The organism is Methylobacterium sp. E-005 (assembly GCF_022829725.1).
Taxonomy (GTDB): domain Bacteria; phylum Pseudomonadota; class Alphaproteobacteria; order Rhizobiales; family Beijerinckiaceae; genus Methylobacterium.
The window spans coordinates 62,124-78,200 of record NZ_JAKSYG010000153.1; the positions used below are offsets into that span (position 1 = coordinate 62,124).

Below are 16,077 nucleotides of genomic sequence, written 5' to 3' on the forward strand. Positions count from 1 at the left end.
CAAGTTGTTCCCCGCCGCAGCACCTGGGCGGATGATGAGCCGGCTGCGGGCCCGTCGTAGCGGGGGCCGTGCCCGGGTGCGATAGTGGCTTTCGGGGCGTAGCGTCCGAGACGTTGTCGCCCCGGTCAGAATCCGTACGCTTTCGCCTCGCCGTGACTGGATCCGGCCCCGTGGCGGTGGTCTCGCGCGGCCAAGCCGACTATCGACACGCGCAAGGGAGCCGGCCCGCCCGGCCCGCAGGACCCGGCCGCGCCGGACGCTCAGGAGATTCAGGATCGTGCCCGCCAGTACCCCGCGCCCCGTGATGCTCGTGATCCTCGACGGCTGGGGCCTCCGGGAGGAGCGCGCCGACAACGCCGTCCTCCAGGCCCGGACGCCCGTCTTCGACGGGCTGATGCGGGAGCGGCCCCGGGCGCGGCTGCGGACCTTCGGCGCCGATGTCGGCCTGCCCGAGGGGCAGATGGGCAATTCAGAGGTCGGGCACCTCAATATCGGCGCGGGTCGCGTCGTCATGCAGGATCTGCCCCGGATCGACGCCGCGATCGCGGACGGTTCGCTGGCCGCGAACCCGGCGCTGCTCCGGTTCATCGAGGCCCTGCGGGCGTCGGGCGGCACCTGCCACCTCATGGGCCTGCTGTCGCCGGGGGGCGTCCACGCCCATCAGGACCACGCGGTGGCGCTGGCGCGCGTTCTGGTCGAGGCCGGCATCCCGGTCCGGCTCCACGGCTTCACCGACGGGCGCGACATGCCGCCCCGCTCCGCCGCCACCTGCGTGGCCGCCGTGGAGAAGGCGCTGCCGGAGGGCGCGCGCCTTGCCACCCTGTGCGGGCGCTATTTCGGGATGGACCGGGACCGCCGCTGGGAGCGCGTCCGGATCGCCTACGAGGCCCTGACCGAGGGGCGCGGCACCCGCTTCGACCGGGCCGCGCAGGCGGTGGCGGCCTCCTACGCGGCGGACGTCTCGGACGAGTTCATGACGCCGGCCATCCTCGGCGACTATGCCGGGATGCGCGACGGCGACGGCCTGCTGAGCTTCAACTTCCGCGCGGACCGGACCCGGCAGATCCTGGAGGCGCTCCTCGATCCGGCGTTTTCCGGGTTCTCCCGCCCGCGCACGATCCGCTACGCCGCGGCGCTCGGCATCGTCCAGTACAGCGTCGAGATCGACGCCTTCGCCGACACCCTGTTCGGAACCCTCGACCTGCCGAACGGGCTCGGCGAGACCGTGGCGCGGGCCGGACGTGCGCAACTGCGCATGGCCGAGACCGAGAAGTATCCCCACGTCACCTATTTCATGAATGGCGGCCGCGAGGCGCCGTTCGAGGGTCAGGACGCCATTCTCGTGCCCTCGCCGAGGGTCGCGACCTACGATCTCCAGCCGGAGATGTCGGCGCCGGAACTCACCGACCGCGCCGTCGCGGCGATCGGCTCGGGGCGCTACGACCTGATCATCCTGAACTTCGCCAACCCCGACATGGTCGGCCATACCGGCAGCCTCGCCGCGGCCGTGACCGCGGTGGAGACCGTCGATGCCTGCCTCGGCCGCGTGGTCGAGGCGGTGACGGCGCAGGGCGGGGCGCTGCTGGTCACCGCCGACCACGGCAATTGCGAGACGATGCGCGACCCGGAGACCGGCGAGCCCCACACGGCGCACACGCTCAACCCGGTCCCGGTGGCGCTGGTCGGCGTCGAGGGGGTGTCGCTGGCCGACGGCCGGCTTGCCGACGTGGCGCCGACGCTCCTCGACCTGATGGGCCTCGACCAGCCGGCCGAGATGACCGGCACGTCCCTGATCCGCCGGGCGGGCTGATGGTCCGGCATGACGGCTGCAACGCTCAGGCCGTCATGCAGCAGGCTTCCGCCATACGTCCCGCCGTGGGACCGGATCGTGCCAGAGCGGGGCGGGGCGCTTCCTGGTCATGCGTTCGTTCGGGCAGGTTCTGGCACGGTCCAGACACGCGCGCGCTCCCTCCCCCTGCAGCGGGGGAGGGTGGCCCCCGCAGGCGGTCGGGAGAGGGGCGCGACGGTGCAGAAGAGAACGCCGCCCTTCATGATAGTCGCGCGTCTTCCGGAACCCGGGTCGCCCTCTCCCGACCCCTGCTGACGCAGGGGCCAGCCTCCCCCGCGGCAGGGGGAGGGCGCGTCGCGCATCCGGCGCTTCTTCCGGTTGAGCGGAAACCTTTGACGCCCCCCGCCTGCGGGGGAGCGAAGGCCGAGTGTTGGACGCGGTCTGAGAGATGATCGCCCGGCACAGCCTGATCTATGTCGGCTCGCGCGGCTTCGCCGCCGCCCTGAACATGGCCTCGGTGGCGGTGTTCACCCGGCTGGCGCCGGCGGCGAGCTACGGCACCTACCTCTACGTCCTGTCCTGGGCGCTGGTGCTCTACGGGGCGACCTGTCAGTGGCCGAAATTCGCGTTCTTCGCCCTCTACGACGAGGCCCGGGAGCCGGCGCAGGTCGGCACCGTGGTGCGCATCCTGGGCGGGACGCTGCTGCTCGCCGGCCTCGGCAGCGTGCTGGCGGCCGAACTCGGCCTCGTCCCGGGCCGGATGGCCGCCGCCATCCTGGCCCTCGCCTGCGGCACCACCCTGTTCGAGGGGGCGACCGAGATCGCGCGCACCCGCCTGCGGGTCGGGGCGGTGGCGGCCTCGGTGATGAGCCGGGCCGTGCTGATCCTCGGCCTCGGCAGCCTCGCGCTGCGCCTCTCGGGCGATCCCCTCGACCTCGCCTTCGCGGTGGCCACCGCCAACGCGGTCGCCTCGCTCCCGGCCGCCGCCACGATCGCGCCGATGATGCCCGGGCGCGGCAGCCGGGCCGAGGCCCTGCGCCTGTTCGCCTACGGCTGGCCCCTGGTGATCTCCTTCGGGACCGCGGCGCTGGCCCAGAGCCTCGACCGGCTGATCATCGCCAAGACCGTGGGGCCGGCGGGCCTCGGCGCCTACGGGGCGCTGGCCGATTTCCTCCGGCAGAGCTTCATCGTGTTCGGCGAGGCGATCGCCCTGTCGCTGATCTCCCTCGCGAAGCGGGAGGCGCGCACCGGCGGCATGCCGGCGGCCGCGGGCGTGCTGAGCGATGCCGCCCGGGCCATGACGCTGATCGCGGCCTTCGGCGCCGTGTTCTTCCTCTGCTTCGACGACCTCGTGGTCACGGTGCTGCTCGGGCCCGATTACCGGGCGGAGGCGCGCCACCTCGCCCCGGTGCTGATCCTGGCCAGCATCCTGATGATGTTCCGCGCCTATTATTTCGGGCAGGTGATCTACTTCACCCGGACCAGCGGCCTGGAGGCGGCCGCCGCCTTCGCGACGCTCGCGACCGTGGCGGCGCTCTCGCTCCTGCTGATCCCGACCTTCGGTGCCCCCGGGGCGGCGCTGGCCTTCGCGGGCGGGCAGAGCGCGGCCTGCCTCGTGCTGGTGTTCGGCGCCCGGCGGGAGGGCACGACGATGCCGCTGCCGCTTGCCGACATGGCCGGCATCGCGGGGATTGCGGCGGCCTGCGGTGCCGTCAATGCCGGGATCGGGCTGATGCCGGGGGGCTTCATGGTGCCGGGGCAGGTGCTGCGTATGGTGCTGCTCGCCGCCGGGGCGGGGGCGGCGGCGTGGCGCTACGACGTCCTCGGCTTCGCCGGGGCGATCCGCCACCGGCTCGCGACCTGAGAGCGCCCATGCCGGAGACCGCCACGCTCCCGCAGGGCCTCGTCGCGGCGGTCCGGCCCCTCGACCCTGACGCGCCCTGGATCCCGGCCTGGCGCGCCCTGGGGCCCGCCTCCGCCATCCGGAACCCGTTCTATGAGGCGGGCTACGCGCTCGCCGCCCGCGAGGCCTTCGGCGCCGGGGTGCGCCTGCTGATCGTGGCCGACCGGCCCCCCGAGGCGCCGGGGGCGCGGTTCCACGCCGTCTGGCCGTTCCGGGTCTCCCGGCGGCGCTGGGGCCTGCCGCTGCCGCTGCTGATGGGCTGGACCCACGGCTACTGTCCCTTCGGCGCCCCGCTGCTCGACGGCGCCGACCCGGCGGCGGCGCTGGCCGGCCTTCTCGCTGCCCCCCGGGCACTCGGCCTGCCGCCGCGTCTCCTCCTGCCGAACGCCCCGGCGGACGGGCTCCTGCCGGATCTCCTGGCGGCGCGGGGAACCGCGTCGGCCACGTACTGGCCGCACGCGCGGGGGCTGCTCGACCTGACCGTCCACGCCCCGGAGGCGCGGGCGGGCTATCTCGGCCATCTCTCCGGCCAGCGGCGGCGCAAGCTGCGCCGCGACCACGGTCGCCTCAATGCGGTGGCCCCCGTGGCGTTCGAGATGCTCGATGCGCCGGCCGATCTCGACCGGGCGCTCACCGAGCACGCCGCCCTCGAAGCGGCCGGCTGGAAGGGGCGGGCTGGCACGGGCCTGGGCCAGCGGCCGGCCGAGGTCGCCTTCCTGCGCGCCGCCCTGGCCGATCTGGGGAGAGCGGGCGGCGTGCGGATCGCGCGCCTGCGTCGGGCGGACCGGACGCTCGCCTCCCTGATCCTGCCGGTCACCGGCTCCGAGGCCTGGGTTCTGAAGATCGCCCATGACGAGGCGGAGCCGGAGGCCGCCCCCGGGATCCAGCTGGTCCATCGCCTGACCGAGGCGGTGGTCTCCGGCACCGGGGCGATCGCCCGGATCGATTCCTGCGCGCCGCCGGATTTCGCCCTGGGCTCGCTGTTCTGGATCGAGCGGCGCGAGATCGCCCACCTCCTGGTCGCGGCGGGCCACGATTCCCTGTTCCCGCTCGCCCGTACCCTGGAGCGCGCCCGGGAGCATGTCGCCCGGGCCCGGCTCGCGGGCGGGCGCCTCACCAGCCGAAGCGGGCGATCTGCGCCAGCCGCGCCTGCGTCTGCGCCGGGTCGCGGCCCGTGACGCCCTGGACCATCACGGCGACGCGTCCCGACAGGTCGTAGCAGGTCGCGCAGAAGGGCAGTTGCGCCAGGATGATCCCGTCGTCGCGGGCGCGGGCGACCGAGGCGATCAGGCAGGGCAGGACCGGGGCGTCGGCGGGGCCGGCGAGGCAATCGGCCCGGGGGCTGCCGAAGAGCGGGCGGTTCGGCCAAGTCAGCAGCAGCGTGGTGCCGCCCCGGCGGTCGGGGGCCGGCGGCAGGGTGTAGCTGCGCAGGAGCAGGGCGCAGGCCAGCAGCACCAGCCCCGGCAGGATCAGCACCCGCAGCCGCATCCGCCTCAATCCCCCTCGTCGAACCGCGTGCGGTAGAAGACCTCGCGGCCGGCGCCGTCGATCACCCGGACGGCCTGGGCCGGCTCGCCCGACCGCTGCGGCACCCGGGCCCGGGCGAAAAGGCGCAGCGCCCGCTCCTGCGCGGTCTCCAGGCTGCCGACGCGCACCGAGATCCGGGTCTGGATCTCGTCCGGCTCGGGGCCGAGGACTTCGATGTGGAAGGTCTCGCGCAAAAGTATCCGCCTGATCGAGGGTCATCCGGTCGCCGGTCCGCAGGCGCCGGTCGCGGGCGCCATAGCACGATCCGGTCCCGGTCGCGGTGGCGGCCGGCCCCTTTGAACACCGTCTCCGGATTGAGTGCGAAGCGACCGAGGGACGCGCCGGCGCTGCGGCCCTCAGCGCACCCCTTGCAGGCGTGCCGGTTTGCCCCTGTGGGGCGCATCGTGCCGGCTCTGCTGGTCCGCCTGTCGGAACTCCGTCGGCGTCAGGCCGTGGCGCTCCTTGAAGCGGCGGGCGAAATGGGCTTGGCTGGTGAAGCCGCTGGCATAGGCCAGCAGGCCGATCGACAGGTGGGCGCAGGCCGGATCGATCAGCCGCTTGCCCGCCTCCTCCAGCCGGCGGTCCCAGATGTAGTCGGAAATGTGCCGGCCGCGCTCGTGGAACAGTTCCTGAAGGCGGCGCAGGGAGACGCCGACCGCGGCGGCGAGCTGGGGCGGGTCGAGGGTTTGGTCGCTCAGGTGCGCCTCGATATAGGCCTTGGCGCGCTGGACCGTGACGGAGCCGTGGGTGGAGCGCGGCACCTCTTGCGCGAGCCGCTCCGCGAGGCTCGCCACGATCAGATCGACCCCGATCGACGCCATGCGGGCGGCCGCGTCGGGGCCGAGCCGATTGGCGACCGCGACCAGTTCCCGGATGTACGTCCGCGCCAGGATCGTCGAGGCGCGATCCCCGCCGACCCTGAGGCTGCTGAACAGCCGGGACGGGCCCAGCGTGGCTTCGAGACGATCGCGCGGCAGATCCAGGATCAGGGTACTGCCCGTCTCCGTCTGGACCACGGCCGGGCGTGCGTCGAGGACGACAAGGTCGCCCATCCGACAATCCGCTTCCTGGTCGCCCTGGTGGGCGATAGCCCGGCCGGAGAGAATCAGGACCGCGTGGACCCGGTCGTGCCGGCCGTCGCGCCGGACCGTCTCGGCCGTCTTTTCGCTGCGCATGGCCGTGTGTGCGAAGCTTGAAATCGGCATGGAGCCGATCTTCGTAGCGGCTATGCTGCCCTTGAACTGGGTCTCGTCCACGGTCTTCATCTCCACCGGAACGAGCTGTTCACAGATCATTTCGCACCACTGGTGGAATGCGTTCCGGGGGTGCAGTTTTTCTGTCGAGAAGACGGGTCGCATCGAGCTGCTGGTTTCGCGGCGTGCGCGCTGATGGGAGGCTTGCCAGATTGCAAATCATATACAATTTTTAAAATGTGCATTCAATCGCGTTCAATTTTAAGATACGGGCATCAATAAATATTGAGTCTGCAGCATTGTCAATCCGGCTTGGGCTTTGCGGAATATTGACTTAGGATTTATTATTGCGGTATTCGGCTCATATTCGGATCGATGATGCTATTTTGTTTCGAATATGATTGCGTTCGAGCGATCGTTCCAAGATTGATCCTTCGGATCCAAGCCGAAAGCCTGCGTGAGCCGTCAGCGCCCCGATCGCGTATCGCCTTGGGAGCAACCCTTGTTATGCCGTGCGCAAGGCTGCTGATCGCAGGGGGGCGGTCTCGTGATATCCCATCTCGGCGCCAAATCCCGTCTTGGCGCCAAATCCTATCTTGGCGCCAAATCCTATCTTGGCGCCAAATCCCATCTTGGCGCCAAATCCCATCTTGGCGCCAAGTCCAATTGCCCCCCGGGTGGCCCGGGCTTTAAGAGAACCGCTCCACCCGAGGAGACGCCACCGGAGGAGCCCCGTGGACCCGCTCAAGGCCGCCGCCGCGACGCTGCTCTGCCTCGCCCTGTTCTGGCTGGCCTTCCGGCTGACCCGGCGGCTGGTCGATCTCGCCATCGCGGGGGGCTACGCCGAGGAACGCCGTCGGCTGGCCGAGGAGGCGGCTCAGGCCGAGGCTGAAGCTGGGGCCGTGCCGCAGGCCTCCGCCATCCGGGCGACCCCGGTGAGCTTGGCCGTGAACAGGGACCAGTCGTCGGCATCCGCGATCGGCGCCCATAAGGCCTCGACCTCGTCGATCAGCAGCGTGCAGGGCGCCGCCGCGAAATAAGGGTGGTCGAGCCGCGCGCCGGCCACGGGGGCGAGGGGTGCGAGCGCGGCCCGCACCGGCGCGAAGGCTTCGCTCGCGTAAAAGGCCGCGGAGGGGCTCGCCTGCGCCCGCTCGGCGCTTGCGGGGCCGCCATACCAGTCGAAGAAGAACCGCTCGAAGGGCGCGCGGCTCTCCCCCAGGAAGCGCCAAACGGCGGCGACCAGCCGGTCGGTCTCGGGCCGCGGCGCCTCCGCGAGGCCCAGCCTGCGGAACAGGGCCTGCGCAAATCCCTCCTGCAGGGCCGGTCCGAAGCCCGAGAGCGCCGTCTCCAGGCGTCCCTGAGGGGCGAGGGTCAGCAGGCAATCGGCCAGCCGGGTGAGGTTCCAGAACAGCGCCTCCGGCTGGCGGCCGAAGCTGTAGAGCCCGGTTTCGTCGAAATACGCGGCGGTGAAGTCCGGGTCGAAATGCGGCAGGAAGCGCCAGGGCCCATAATCGAAGCTCTCGCCGGTGACGTTGATGTTGTCGCTGTTGAGCACCCCGTGGACGAAGCCGGCGGCCGCCCATTGCGCGCCCATCCGGGCAACGCGATCGACCACGTCCGCCAGGAAGGCGACGCCCCGGTCCTCCAGGCTGTCGCGCCAGAGCTCCGGCCGATGGGTCTCGATCGTGTGGTCGAGGAGCCGGGCGATGTTGTCGGGCTCGCCCAGCGCGAGGAAGCGCTGGAAGCTGCCGATCCGGATATGGCCGTGGGACAGGCGCACCAGCACCGACGAACGGGCCGGGGAGGGCTCGTCGCCGCGCAGGAGATCCTCACCGGTCTCGATCAGGCTGAAGCTCTTGGAGGTCGTGACGCCCTGTGCCTCCAGCATCGCAGTCGCCAGCACCTCGCGCACGCCGCCCTTCAGGGTCAGTCGCCCGTCGGCGCCCCGGGACCAGGGGGTGGTGCCGCTGCCCTTGGTGCCGAGATCGAGGAGGCGCCCGTCCACGCGGTCGTGGAGCTGCGCGAACAGGAAGCCCCGGCCATCGCCCAGTTCCGGGTTGTAGGAGCGGAACTGGTGGCCATGGTAGCGCAGGGCCAGCGGGGTCTCGAAGCTGCCGGGCAGGGGCTCGAACCGGCCGAAACGGGCGATCCACGCCGCCTCCGAGAGCCCGCCCAGGCCGACGCGCTCCGCCCAGGCCTGGTTGCGGTAGCGCAGGATCGTCTGCGGGAAGCGGGCCGGCGTGACGGGATCGAAGAAGGCCGGCCCGAGATCGGCGTGGCGCCGGGAGGGCCTGTAGGCGGGATCGTCCATGCGGCGCGTCTCTCGGGGCGGGGATGAGCCCCCGTCCTACCAAGCGGGCGGGACGGGATCCGTTGCCTCGTTCCCGCCCTTGCGCACGGGCGGACGCCGGGGGCGTGGCAGAACCGCCCCCGGCCTGGCGATGCAGGAAGATCAGGCGGCGCGCACCGTGGCCAGAAAGCGCGCGATCTCCGCTGTGAGATGCTCGGATTGGCGCGACAGCTCGGACGCTGCGCCGAGCACTTGGCTCGCCGCCGCCCCTGTCTCCTCGGCGGCCCCGGCCACGCCTGCGATGTTGCCCGTCACCTCGCTCGTGCCGGTCGCCGCCTGGGCGACGTTGCGGACGATCTCCTGCGTGGCCGCCCCCTGTTCCTCGACCGCCGCCGCGATGGAGGTCGCCGTCGCGCTGATCTCGCGGATGCGCCCCGTGATCCCGCCGATCGAGGCGACGGCCCGCCCGGTCGAGCCCTGGATCTGGAGGATCTGCCCGGCGATCTCGTTCGTCGCCTTGGCGGTCTGTTCGGCCAAGGCCTTCACTTCCGACGCGACGACCGCGAAGCCCTTGCCGGCCGCCCCGGCCCGCGCGGCCTCGATGGTGGCGTTGAGCGCCAGGAGGTTCGTCTGCCCGGCGATGGTCGAGATCAGGCCCGCCACGTCGCCGATCCGCGAGACGGCGGCGCTCAATTCCTGCACCAGGGCGCCGGCCTGATCGGCCTCCGAGACGGCCTGCCGGGCGAGGTCGGCGGAGCCGCCCACCTGACGGCTGATCTCCTGCACGGACGAGCCGAGTTCCTCGGCCGCCGCCGCGACGGTGTTGACGTTGGAGGCGGCCTCCTCGGCGGCGGCGGCCACGGCCGTGGACTGGCTGGCGGTCTGGCTTGCCGTCGACGTCATCTGCTGCGCCGTCGCCTGCAATTCGGTGGCCGAGGACGACACCATGCCGATCACGCCGCCGACCGTCGCCTCGAACCCGTCGGCCATTTCCCGCACGACGCGCTTGCGCTGCTCCTCCGCCGAGGCCCGGGCCTGGGCGGTCTCCTCCTCGAGCCTGCGGGTGCGGACAAGGTTGTCCTGGAACACCTGAACGGCGGCGGCCATCTCGCCGATCTCGCTGCGTTCGCCGGCATTCGGCACCGCGAGATCCGTCTCACCCCCGGCCACCCGTTTCATGATGCCCGCCATGCGGCGGACCGGGACCGAGATCGTGAAGACCGACATCCAGCCGATCGCCAGGGTGATCGCGACGACGACGGCGAGCACCACGGCGATGCCGGAGCGGGCGCTCTCACCCAGCGCGTTGGCGGCGGCGACGCTCTGCTTGCCGTGCGCATCGTTGAAGGCGATATCGGCCTTCAGGGCCGCGCGGGCCGCGTTGAGGGCCGGCAGCATCCCGTCCAGCAGGTGATCGCTCGCCGCCTTGGTGTCGCCCGCGTGGATCCGGCGCAGGAATTCCTCACCCATCTGGGAATAGGCGGGGACCGTCGTCGTGATCGCCTTCCACAGGGCCTCCTCGCCATCGCTGACGTAGGGCACGTATTCCGTCAGGTCCGCCTCGATGTCGGCCATGCTCGCCCGCAGGCGTGGGAGGGATTGAGGTCTCCGCTCCTCGCTGGAGACGAGGTAGGCCAGCTGCCGGCTGCGCAGGGCTTCGAAATTCGTGGCGAGGCGGCTGATGATCCGGGTGGACGGCAGGGCATTGCCGCCGAGTTCGTTGACGGACACGCTCAAGGCGGTCAGCCGGGCGTAGCAGAAGCCACCCAGGCCGAGCGTCAGAGCCAGCAGGACCAGGAGGGACGCGATTAAGCGGGTCCGCACGGAGAAGTTGAACTGCATGTTTACACACATCGGTCGCAAGACCAGCGGAGATTAACATGCGCGTATTAAAATTATGTGTAACGGAGTATTTTGCCAGTAAACTGTAATCCAATCAATCAATGAAAGCATATGGCAGTAGGCTGTTAGCTTTCGCTCGAAATGATTAAACAATTGCGGCTCCCGGCGCACGAATCGCAATATCGGATCCCCCTTTTGGGCGCCGGGTCGAGGCGCGCTGTCGCCGGCCTCCGTGGGGAGCCGCCCTTGCCGGAACCGCCGCCCCGGAGGCAGGGCTAAACCTCCAGCGCCACCGATCCCGGGATCTGCCGCAGCGCCTCGCTGGCGATCATCGCGGCCGCCACCGCGACGTTGAGGGACCGTAGACCCGGCCGGATCGGCACCACGATCCGGGCATCCGCCGCCGCGTGAACCGCCTCCGGCACGCCCGCGGATTCGCGCCCGACCATGACGCAATCGTCCGGGCGGAAGGCGAACGTTGTGTAGGGCCGGGCGCCCGCCGTGGTGGCGAGCACGAGCCGGATGCCGGCCTCGATCCGCCACGCCGTGAAGGCCGCGAAGGAGCGGTGCCGGGTGATCGCCACATGGTCGAGATAGTCGAGGCCGGAGCGGCGCAGATGCCGGTCCGACACGTCGAAGCCCGCCGGCTCGATGATCTCCACGGCGAGCCCGAGGCAGGCCGCCATGCGCAGCATCGTGCCGGTGTTCTGGGGTATGTCGGGCTGGTAGAGGGCGAGGCGGAGCATGGCCTGCGCGTTGTGGGCGCCGGGCGCCCCGCCGTCAAAGGGGCGGTGCTGGGACCCTCAGCCGGCAAACCGCCGCGCTTTCGCCGGCGCTTGGCAGGCGGGACGGAACTTAAGCTCCGCCAGAGCCTTATGGCGGCGCCACCCTCGTCCGCGACCCCCGACCGAAAGACCTGATCCGATGCGCATTCCGCTCCTCGCCTCGGCCCTCCTGCTGGCCGGCCTCGCCACCGCCTCGGCCCAGAATGCCAGCCCGAACGCAAGCGGGGCCAGCCCGGCTTCTCCGGTCCCCGGCCAGCCCGCCACCATGGCCGACAACCTGCGGCCGACTTTCGTGGCCCAGACCCCCGACGACAGGGTCGCCAGCAAACTCATCGGCACGAGCGTCGTGAACGGCGCCAACGAGACGATCGGGCAGATCGCCGACATCGTGCTCGACGAGAAGAACACCGTGAAGTCCTGGGTGATCGGGGTCGGCGGCTTCCTGGGGCTCGGCTCCAAATACGTCGCCGTCGATCCCTCCGTGCTCAAGATCGATCGGACCGACGACAAGACCCTCCAGGTTCGGATCGACACCACCAAGGACCAGCTCCGCGCGGCGCCGGAATACATCTACCTCGGCAAGGAGCCGCCGAAGGGGGCAGCCCCGGCCAGCCCCGCGGGCGAGCCGGCGCAGAAGCCCTGACGGGCCGGCAGGCGGGCCGGCGACACCGGGCCCGCTTGCCTCCGCGCGCCGTTCCGTGCTGTGCCAGCCTCCGTCCTGAGGTCGGAGTCCGACACGATGCGCCGCGCCCTCATCCCGCTCCTCGCCTTCTGCCTGGGCCTCGTCGGCATCACCGGGGCGGCGGTGTTCGCCGTGATGCCCGAGAAGGCGCCGGTGGGCGTGCCCGGCGTCGGCGGCCCGTTCACGCTGGTCGATCAGGACGGCCGCACCGTCACCGAGCGCGACTTCGCGGGGGCGACGCACCTCGTCTTCTTCGGCTTCACCCATTGCCCGGACGTCTGCCCCACGACCCTGCAGCAGATCTCGGACGTGCTTGCCGCCCTCGGGCCCAGGGCCGCCCATCTGCGGGTGGCCTTCGTCACGGTCGACCCCGAGCGCGACGACCCGGCGAGCCTGAAGACCTACCTGTCGAGCTTCGACCCGCGGATCACGGGGCTGACCGGCACGCCAGAGCAGGTCACCGCCACCGAGAAGGCGTACCGTGCCTATGCCCGCAAGGTGCCGGCCAAGGACGGCGACTACACGATGGAGCACACCGCCATCGTCTACGTGATGGACGCGCAGAACCGCTTCCTCGGCGCCCTGGACCTGTCGCGGCCCGCCGCCGACACCGCGGCGCAGCTCGCCAAGAAGATCTGAGGCTCGGGGCTGTTCGTCGCCTGTCGCGGGTCGATGGAAGCGCCCTGGCGAACGTCGCAGGGCCAAGCACCGCAGGGCTCCATCCGGAGAACCCGCCAAAGGGCTCGAGCCCTTTGGAAACGCGGAATCGCGCTACAGGGTCATCCCGGCGTGGAAGCGGTCCGCGGAGAGCGGCAGCAGGAATTGCACGCCGAACCCGCCCTCGAAGTAGCGCACCAGCCGCCCCGGCGTGCTGCCCACGGTCACGGGGGTCCCGAGCGGCAGTGACAGCGGGCAGGCGATCGCGGCACCCGACATGGAGATGTCGATCAGCCGCGCCTTGATCTCGTGTCCGCCGTCGATGCGCAGCGTGACCGCCGGCTGCGTCGGTACGAGGCGCTCGTGGGACCGCCCCTCCGGCAGGCCCAGCATCTCCCGGCTGGCGAGCCACGTCAGCTGGGAGGCGAGCTTGTCGCGCTTGCGCGGGGTGGCGTTGAGCTGGACCGCGAACCCGTCCACGCAATGGCGGGCGATCAGTCCTTCGATCCGGCCGATATGCTCCAGATAGAGCACCACCCGCTCGCCGACTTCGCCCCGGACCGCGCAGCTCAGGCGGACGCCGCCCGGCGACATGTCCACGGTCTGGCAGGGATATTCGCGCCGGTCCGCCAGCATGTAGCGGCCGAGGACGGAGACCCGCACGCGCTGGTGCCGACGCTCGTCCGTGGCCTTCCGCGCCGGGCCGGGCGCCATGGGTGGCTCCATGCCGGCGGTGGTCTCGACCGCGATCATCCCGGGATTGATCCTCCGCCGCGATCTACTGAATCGGAGACTAGACCGGGACCGTTACGAAACTCTTTTTTTCCTCTCAGCGTTGTATAGCTCTTCTATTATCCCGCATAGGACGAGTCAGGCGCCCCGGAGGCCGGCGGCCTCATCCCCGCCCGCCGGCATGGACGAGGAGATGGCCGCGGCGCACGGGCCCCGGATAGCCGGCACTCGACCGGACGGCCGGGCGGGGCGGCGGCATGGCCTCCGCCCGGCGGCTCGGCAGGATGCGCAACGAGGTCGTCTCGGCCGCCACGAGCGGCCGCAGCCCGATCCAGGGGGGCGTGCCGTCGAGGCTCAGGGCGCCGAGCGCCCGCACCTGGGTGCGGCCGCGGTGGCGCAGGGGCAGGAGCAGCAATTCGAGGTCGGCCGCCTCGCCGGCCGCGTTCAGGCCCCGCAGGCCCGCCACGACGCCCAGGGTATCGCTGGCGACGATCTCCACGATCCGCCACGGGTCGGCCCCCCGGTCGCCCCACAATGCGGCGAAGGATTGCCCCTTCAACTCCCGGCCGTACAGGGCGCAGACCCGCGTCCCTGCGAGCCGGACGGTGGCCGCGCAGGCCGCCATGTCGATTTCCAGGATCAGGCTGTCGGCCAGCAGGTGGCGGATCTCGCCGGGCTCGATCTCGCCCCGCTCCGGCGCGGCGCGCTCGCCGCGCAGGCGCTCCCAGTAGGCGTGGAGCATACGGCTGGTGGGATGCTTCATCGGTGTCCCGACTCTAAACGCCTGTGGTTCATCCCTGGATCGTTCTGGTACATCCGCGAGGCTGTAGCCGGCCGGTCCGGGCACTCACGGCCTTCGAGCGCACGCCCCGTGCCGACGCGGCGCCCGGCGGTACCGCGTCGGCGCCGGCGAGACAATCGCGGCTGTTGCATCCCTGAGACCGGTCCCTCGACCCGCCGGCCCGTCCGGCCAAGCTTGCCGTTCGCCGCGGCCGGCCGGGACTTCGCGGGCGGGCCAAATGGGCGTGTTCGATCAGGTCTTTCCGCGTCACGATCAGTCGTCGTGGGGATTTCGGCCGATCGGACGATCCGTCTTAACCAAATTCAAAACGTCGCCGGGGCTTGCCCACCCGCCCCGAGCCCCGACATGGTGCCGGGATGGATGCCTCTCCCGAATTTCCGCGGCAGAGCCGCGTCCCGGTGTTCAACATGCCGGGGGTCGTCACGCTCTCGATCGGGCTGCTGCTGGCGATCCAGGGGGTGCGCGAGTTCCTGCTGCCCGACACCTGGGATATCCGGCTCGTCCTCGATCTCGCCCTGGTGCCAGCCCGCTGGACCCTGTGGTTCGATCCCGGCCAGGCCGCCGAGGTGGTCCGCGCGGCGGGTGATTCGGGCGATCCCGGCCTGCAGGCGGCGCGCGAGGCCTTCGCCCGCTACATCGTGGGCGAGCACGCGTTCCAGCCCTGGACGCTCGCCACCTACGCGCTGCTCCACGGATCGTGGATGCACGTGATCTTCAACAGCGTGTGGCTCGCGGCCTTCGGCTCGCCGGTGGCCCGCCGCTGCGGCCCCTGGCGCTATGGCGTGCTCGCGCTCGCCGGCACCGCGGCGGGCGGCTTGCTGCACGTGCTGGTCGATCCCCTCAGTGCCGGACCGCTGGTCGGCGCCTCGGCGGGGATCTCGGCCCTGATGGCGGCCGCCGCCCGGTTCGTGTTCCAGCCCCCGGTCTCGGGCTACGGCGGTCAGCCCTGGCAATTGCCGCCGCGCCGGCCGGTCGAGACCATCCCCGAACTCCTGCGCAACCGGACGGCGGTCTCGTTCCTGGCGATCTGGCTGGTGACCAACCTGCTGTTCGGCCTCGTCAGCGTGCCGTTGGTGGGCGAGAGCGCCGCCATCGCGTGGGACGCGCATCTCGGTGGGTTCATCGTGGGCTTCCTGCTGTTCCCGTTCCTTGACCCGCGGGAGACGGGGAAGGCCTGACCACCTTGCCAACCGGGCGAAACGGCCACACACTCGCCGCATTGTGAAGGAGCCGGGGCCAACCCGGCCGACAGCGGAATCCGGGCGCCGCAGGCTGACGGCGCACCGGACGCGTCACAAGGGAGAGAGCCATGACTGTCGCACGCATCCTCGCCGAGAAGGGGAGCTCCGTCGTCACCGTGAGCCCCGACAAGACCCTGGAGGAGGTCATCCAGATCCTGGCCGATCGGCGCATCGGCGCCCTGGTGGTCGCCCATGACGACGGATCGGTGGCCGGCATCATCTCCGAGCGGGACATCATGCGGGCGCTGGCCGGGCATGGGGGCTCGGCCTTCGACGCGCCGGTCTCGGCGCACATGACCGCGGATGTCACCACCTGCGGGCGAAGCGCGACGATCGAGGAGGTCATGACGCTGATGACCGAGGGCCGCTTCCGCCACGTGCCGGTCTGCGAGGACGGGCGGCTGATCGGCTTGGTCTCGATCGGCGACGTGGTGGCGCGCAAGATCGCCACCGTGGAGGCCGAGCATCAGGCCCTGCGGGATTACATCACGATGGCGTAGGGGCGAGCTCTCCCTCCGCCGCGAAGGCTATTATGTCCACAGGTCCGGGTCGGACACCGAGGCCCGCAGTACAGCGCGACGCGCCCCCTCTCCCGCACGGGAGAGGGGAGCCGCGGTCTGTTCGGCCGCCGCAG

15 protein-coding genes are annotated in these 16,077 nt (G+C 71.2%); 7 read left to right on the plus strand and 8 right to left on the minus strand.

All coding sequences use genetic code 11. The features are described 5' to 3' along the window. The first annotated feature begins 304 nt into the window (after positions 1–304). The 3 genes from gpmI (at position 305) to MKK88_RS16490 (ending at position 4,870) form a co-directional block, all read left to right on the plus strand. A complete protein-coding gene (gene gpmI, locus MKK88_RS16480) occupies positions 305–1,810 on the plus strand; it encodes a 2,3-bisphosphoglycerate-independent phosphoglycerate mutase (RefSeq protein ID WP_244001659.1) in 1,506 nt (501 codons plus the stop codon). 427 nt (positions 1,811–2,237) lie between these two features. Beyond that, entirely contained in the window at positions 2,238–3,653 is a 1,416-nt protein-coding gene (locus tag MKK88_RS16485; protein ID WP_244001508.1) for a lipopolysaccharide biosynthesis protein, read from the plus strand. Positions 3,654–3,661: 8 nt separating this feature from the next. Then, positions 3,662–4,870, plus strand: coding sequence for a GNAT family N-acetyltransferase (locus MKK88_RS16490; RefSeq protein WP_244001510.1), 1,209 nt, complete (start codon positions 3,662–3,664; stop codon positions 4,868–4,870). Here MKK88_RS16490 and MKK88_RS16495 read toward each other — a convergent pair. From MKK88_RS16495 to MKK88_RS16520, 6 genes are all read right to left on the minus strand, one after another. Further along, the gene (locus tag MKK88_RS16495) at positions 4,806–5,180 is read right to left on the minus strand and encodes a hypothetical protein (RefSeq protein WP_244001512.1); all 375 of its coding nucleotides are present in this window, start codon (positions 5,178–5,180) and stop codon (positions 4,806–4,808) included. The two genes, MKK88_RS16490 and MKK88_RS16495, sit on opposite strands and share 65 nt — an antisense overlap. A gap of 5 nt (positions 5,181–5,185) precedes the next feature. After that, on the minus strand, positions 5,186–5,413 hold the full coding sequence (locus MKK88_RS16500) for a hypothetical protein (protein WP_091718180.1): 228 nt from the start codon (positions 5,411–5,413) through the stop codon (positions 5,186–5,188). Positions 5,414–5,575: 162 nt separating this feature from the next. Then, positions 5,576–6,577: a helix-turn-helix domain-containing protein gene (locus MKK88_RS16505; protein ID WP_244001514.1), complete on the minus strand. Its 1,002-nt coding sequence runs from the start codon at positions 6,575–6,577 to the stop codon at positions 5,576–5,578. 712 nt (positions 6,578–7,289) lie between these two features. Further along, positions 7,290–8,723: a protein adenylyltransferase SelO gene (locus tag MKK88_RS16510; protein ID WP_244001516.1), complete on the minus strand. Its 1,434-nt coding sequence runs from the start codon at positions 8,721–8,723 to the stop codon at positions 7,290–7,292. Positions 8,724–8,864: 141 nt separating this feature from the next. Further along, positions 8,865–10,544, minus strand: a complete 1,680-nt coding sequence (locus MKK88_RS16515; RefSeq protein WP_244001518.1) for a methyl-accepting chemotaxis protein — start codon at positions 10,542–10,544, stop codon at positions 8,865–8,867. Between the two features lie 275 nt (positions 10,545–10,819). Next, the gene (locus MKK88_RS16520; protein WP_244001520.1) at positions 10,820–11,290 is read right to left on the minus strand and encodes a tRNA (cytidine(34)-2'-O)-methyltransferase; all 471 of its coding nucleotides are present in this window, start codon (positions 11,288–11,290) and stop codon (positions 10,820–10,822) included. A 178-nt stretch (positions 11,291–11,468) separates the two neighbouring features. On the opposite strand from MKK88_RS16520, the gene MKK88_RS16525 reads away from it, so the two are divergent. Both MKK88_RS16525 and MKK88_RS16530 read left to right on the plus strand, forming a co-directional pair. After that, entirely contained in the window at positions 11,469–11,972 is a 504-nt protein-coding gene (locus MKK88_RS16525; RefSeq protein WP_244001522.1) for a PRC-barrel domain-containing protein, read from the plus strand. A 96-nt stretch (positions 11,973–12,068) separates the two neighbouring features. Next, positions 12,069–12,650: an SCO family protein gene (locus tag MKK88_RS16530; protein ID WP_244001524.1), complete on the plus strand. Its 582-nt coding sequence runs from the start codon at positions 12,069–12,071 to the stop codon at positions 12,648–12,650. A gap of 132 nt (positions 12,651–12,782) precedes the next feature. Here the strand turns inward: MKK88_RS16530 and MKK88_RS16535 are convergent, their stop codons facing one another. Both MKK88_RS16535 and MKK88_RS16540 read right to left on the minus strand, forming a co-directional pair. Beyond that, on the minus strand, positions 12,783–13,421 hold the full coding sequence (locus MKK88_RS16535; RefSeq protein ID WP_244001525.1) for a PilZ domain-containing protein: 639 nt from the start codon (positions 13,419–13,421) through the stop codon (positions 12,783–12,785). 142 nt (positions 13,422–13,563) lie between these two features. After that, entirely contained in the window at positions 13,564–14,163 is a 600-nt protein-coding gene (locus MKK88_RS16540) for a PAS domain-containing protein (protein WP_244001527.1), read from the minus strand. Between the two features lie 395 nt (positions 14,164–14,558). Between MKK88_RS16540 and MKK88_RS16545 the strand changes: the two genes are divergently transcribed. Together MKK88_RS16545 and MKK88_RS16550 are read left to right on the plus strand one after the other, a co-directional pair. Beyond that, positions 14,559–15,380: a rhomboid family intramembrane serine protease gene (locus MKK88_RS16545; protein ID WP_244001529.1), complete on the plus strand. Its 822-nt coding sequence runs from the start codon at positions 14,559–14,561 to the stop codon at positions 15,378–15,380. A gap of 131 nt (positions 15,381–15,511) precedes the next feature. Continuing rightward, positions 15,512–15,943, plus strand: coding sequence for a CBS domain-containing protein (locus tag MKK88_RS16550; protein WP_244001530.1), 432 nt, complete (start codon positions 15,512–15,514; stop codon positions 15,941–15,943). Positions 15,944–16,077: the final 134 nt, after the last annotated feature.

What these genes read in the sequence shown, in the direction of transcription:
- gpmI (WP_244001659.1), top strand. Translation starts at nt 305, where the DNA reads ATGCTCGTGATCCTCGACGGCTGGGGCCTCCGGGAGGAGCGCGCCGAC.
- MKK88_RS16485 (WP_244001508.1), top strand. Translation starts at nt 2,238, where the DNA reads ATGATCGCCCGGCACAGCCTGATCTATGTCGGCTCGCGCGGCTTCGCC.
- MKK88_RS16490 (WP_244001510.1), top strand. Translation starts at nt 3,662, where the DNA reads ATGCCGGAGACCGCCACGCTCCCGCAGGGCCTCGTCGCGGCGGTCCGG.
- MKK88_RS16495 (WP_244001512.1), bottom strand. Translation starts at nt 5,180, where the DNA reads ATGCGGCTGCGGGTGCTGATCCTGCCGGGGCTGGTGCTGCTGGCCTGC.
- MKK88_RS16505 (WP_244001514.1), bottom strand. Translation starts at nt 6,577, where the DNA reads ATGCGACCCGTCTTCTCGACAGAAAAACTGCACCCCCGGAACGCATTC.
- MKK88_RS16510 (WP_244001516.1), bottom strand. Translation starts at nt 8,723, where the DNA reads ATGGACGATCCCGCCTACAGGCCCTCCCGGCGCCACGCCGATCTCGGG.
- MKK88_RS16515 (WP_244001518.1), bottom strand. Translation starts at nt 10,544, where the DNA reads ATGCAGTTCAACTTCTCCGTGCGGACCCGCTTAATCGCGTCCCTCCTG.
- MKK88_RS16520 (WP_244001520.1), bottom strand. Translation starts at nt 11,290, where the DNA reads ATGCTCCGCCTCGCCCTCTACCAGCCCGACATACCCCAGAACACCGGC.
- MKK88_RS16525 (WP_244001522.1), top strand. Translation starts at nt 11,469, where the DNA reads ATGCGCATTCCGCTCCTCGCCTCGGCCCTCCTGCTGGCCGGCCTCGCC.
- MKK88_RS16530 (WP_244001524.1), top strand. Translation starts at nt 12,069, where the DNA reads ATGCGCCGCGCCCTCATCCCGCTCCTCGCCTTCTGCCTGGGCCTCGTC.
- MKK88_RS16535 (WP_244001525.1), bottom strand. Translation starts at nt 13,421, where the DNA reads ATGATCGCGGTCGAGACCACCGCCGGCATGGAGCCACCCATGGCGCCC.
- MKK88_RS16540 (WP_244001527.1), bottom strand. Translation starts at nt 14,163, where the DNA reads ATGAAGCATCCCACCAGCCGTATGCTCCACGCCTACTGGGAGCGCCTG.
- MKK88_RS16545 (WP_244001529.1), top strand. Translation starts at nt 14,559, where the DNA reads ATGGATGCCTCTCCCGAATTTCCGCGGCAGAGCCGCGTCCCGGTGTTC.
- MKK88_RS16550 (WP_244001530.1), top strand. Translation starts at nt 15,512, where the DNA reads ATGACTGTCGCACGCATCCTCGCCGAGAAGGGGAGCTCCGTCGTCACC.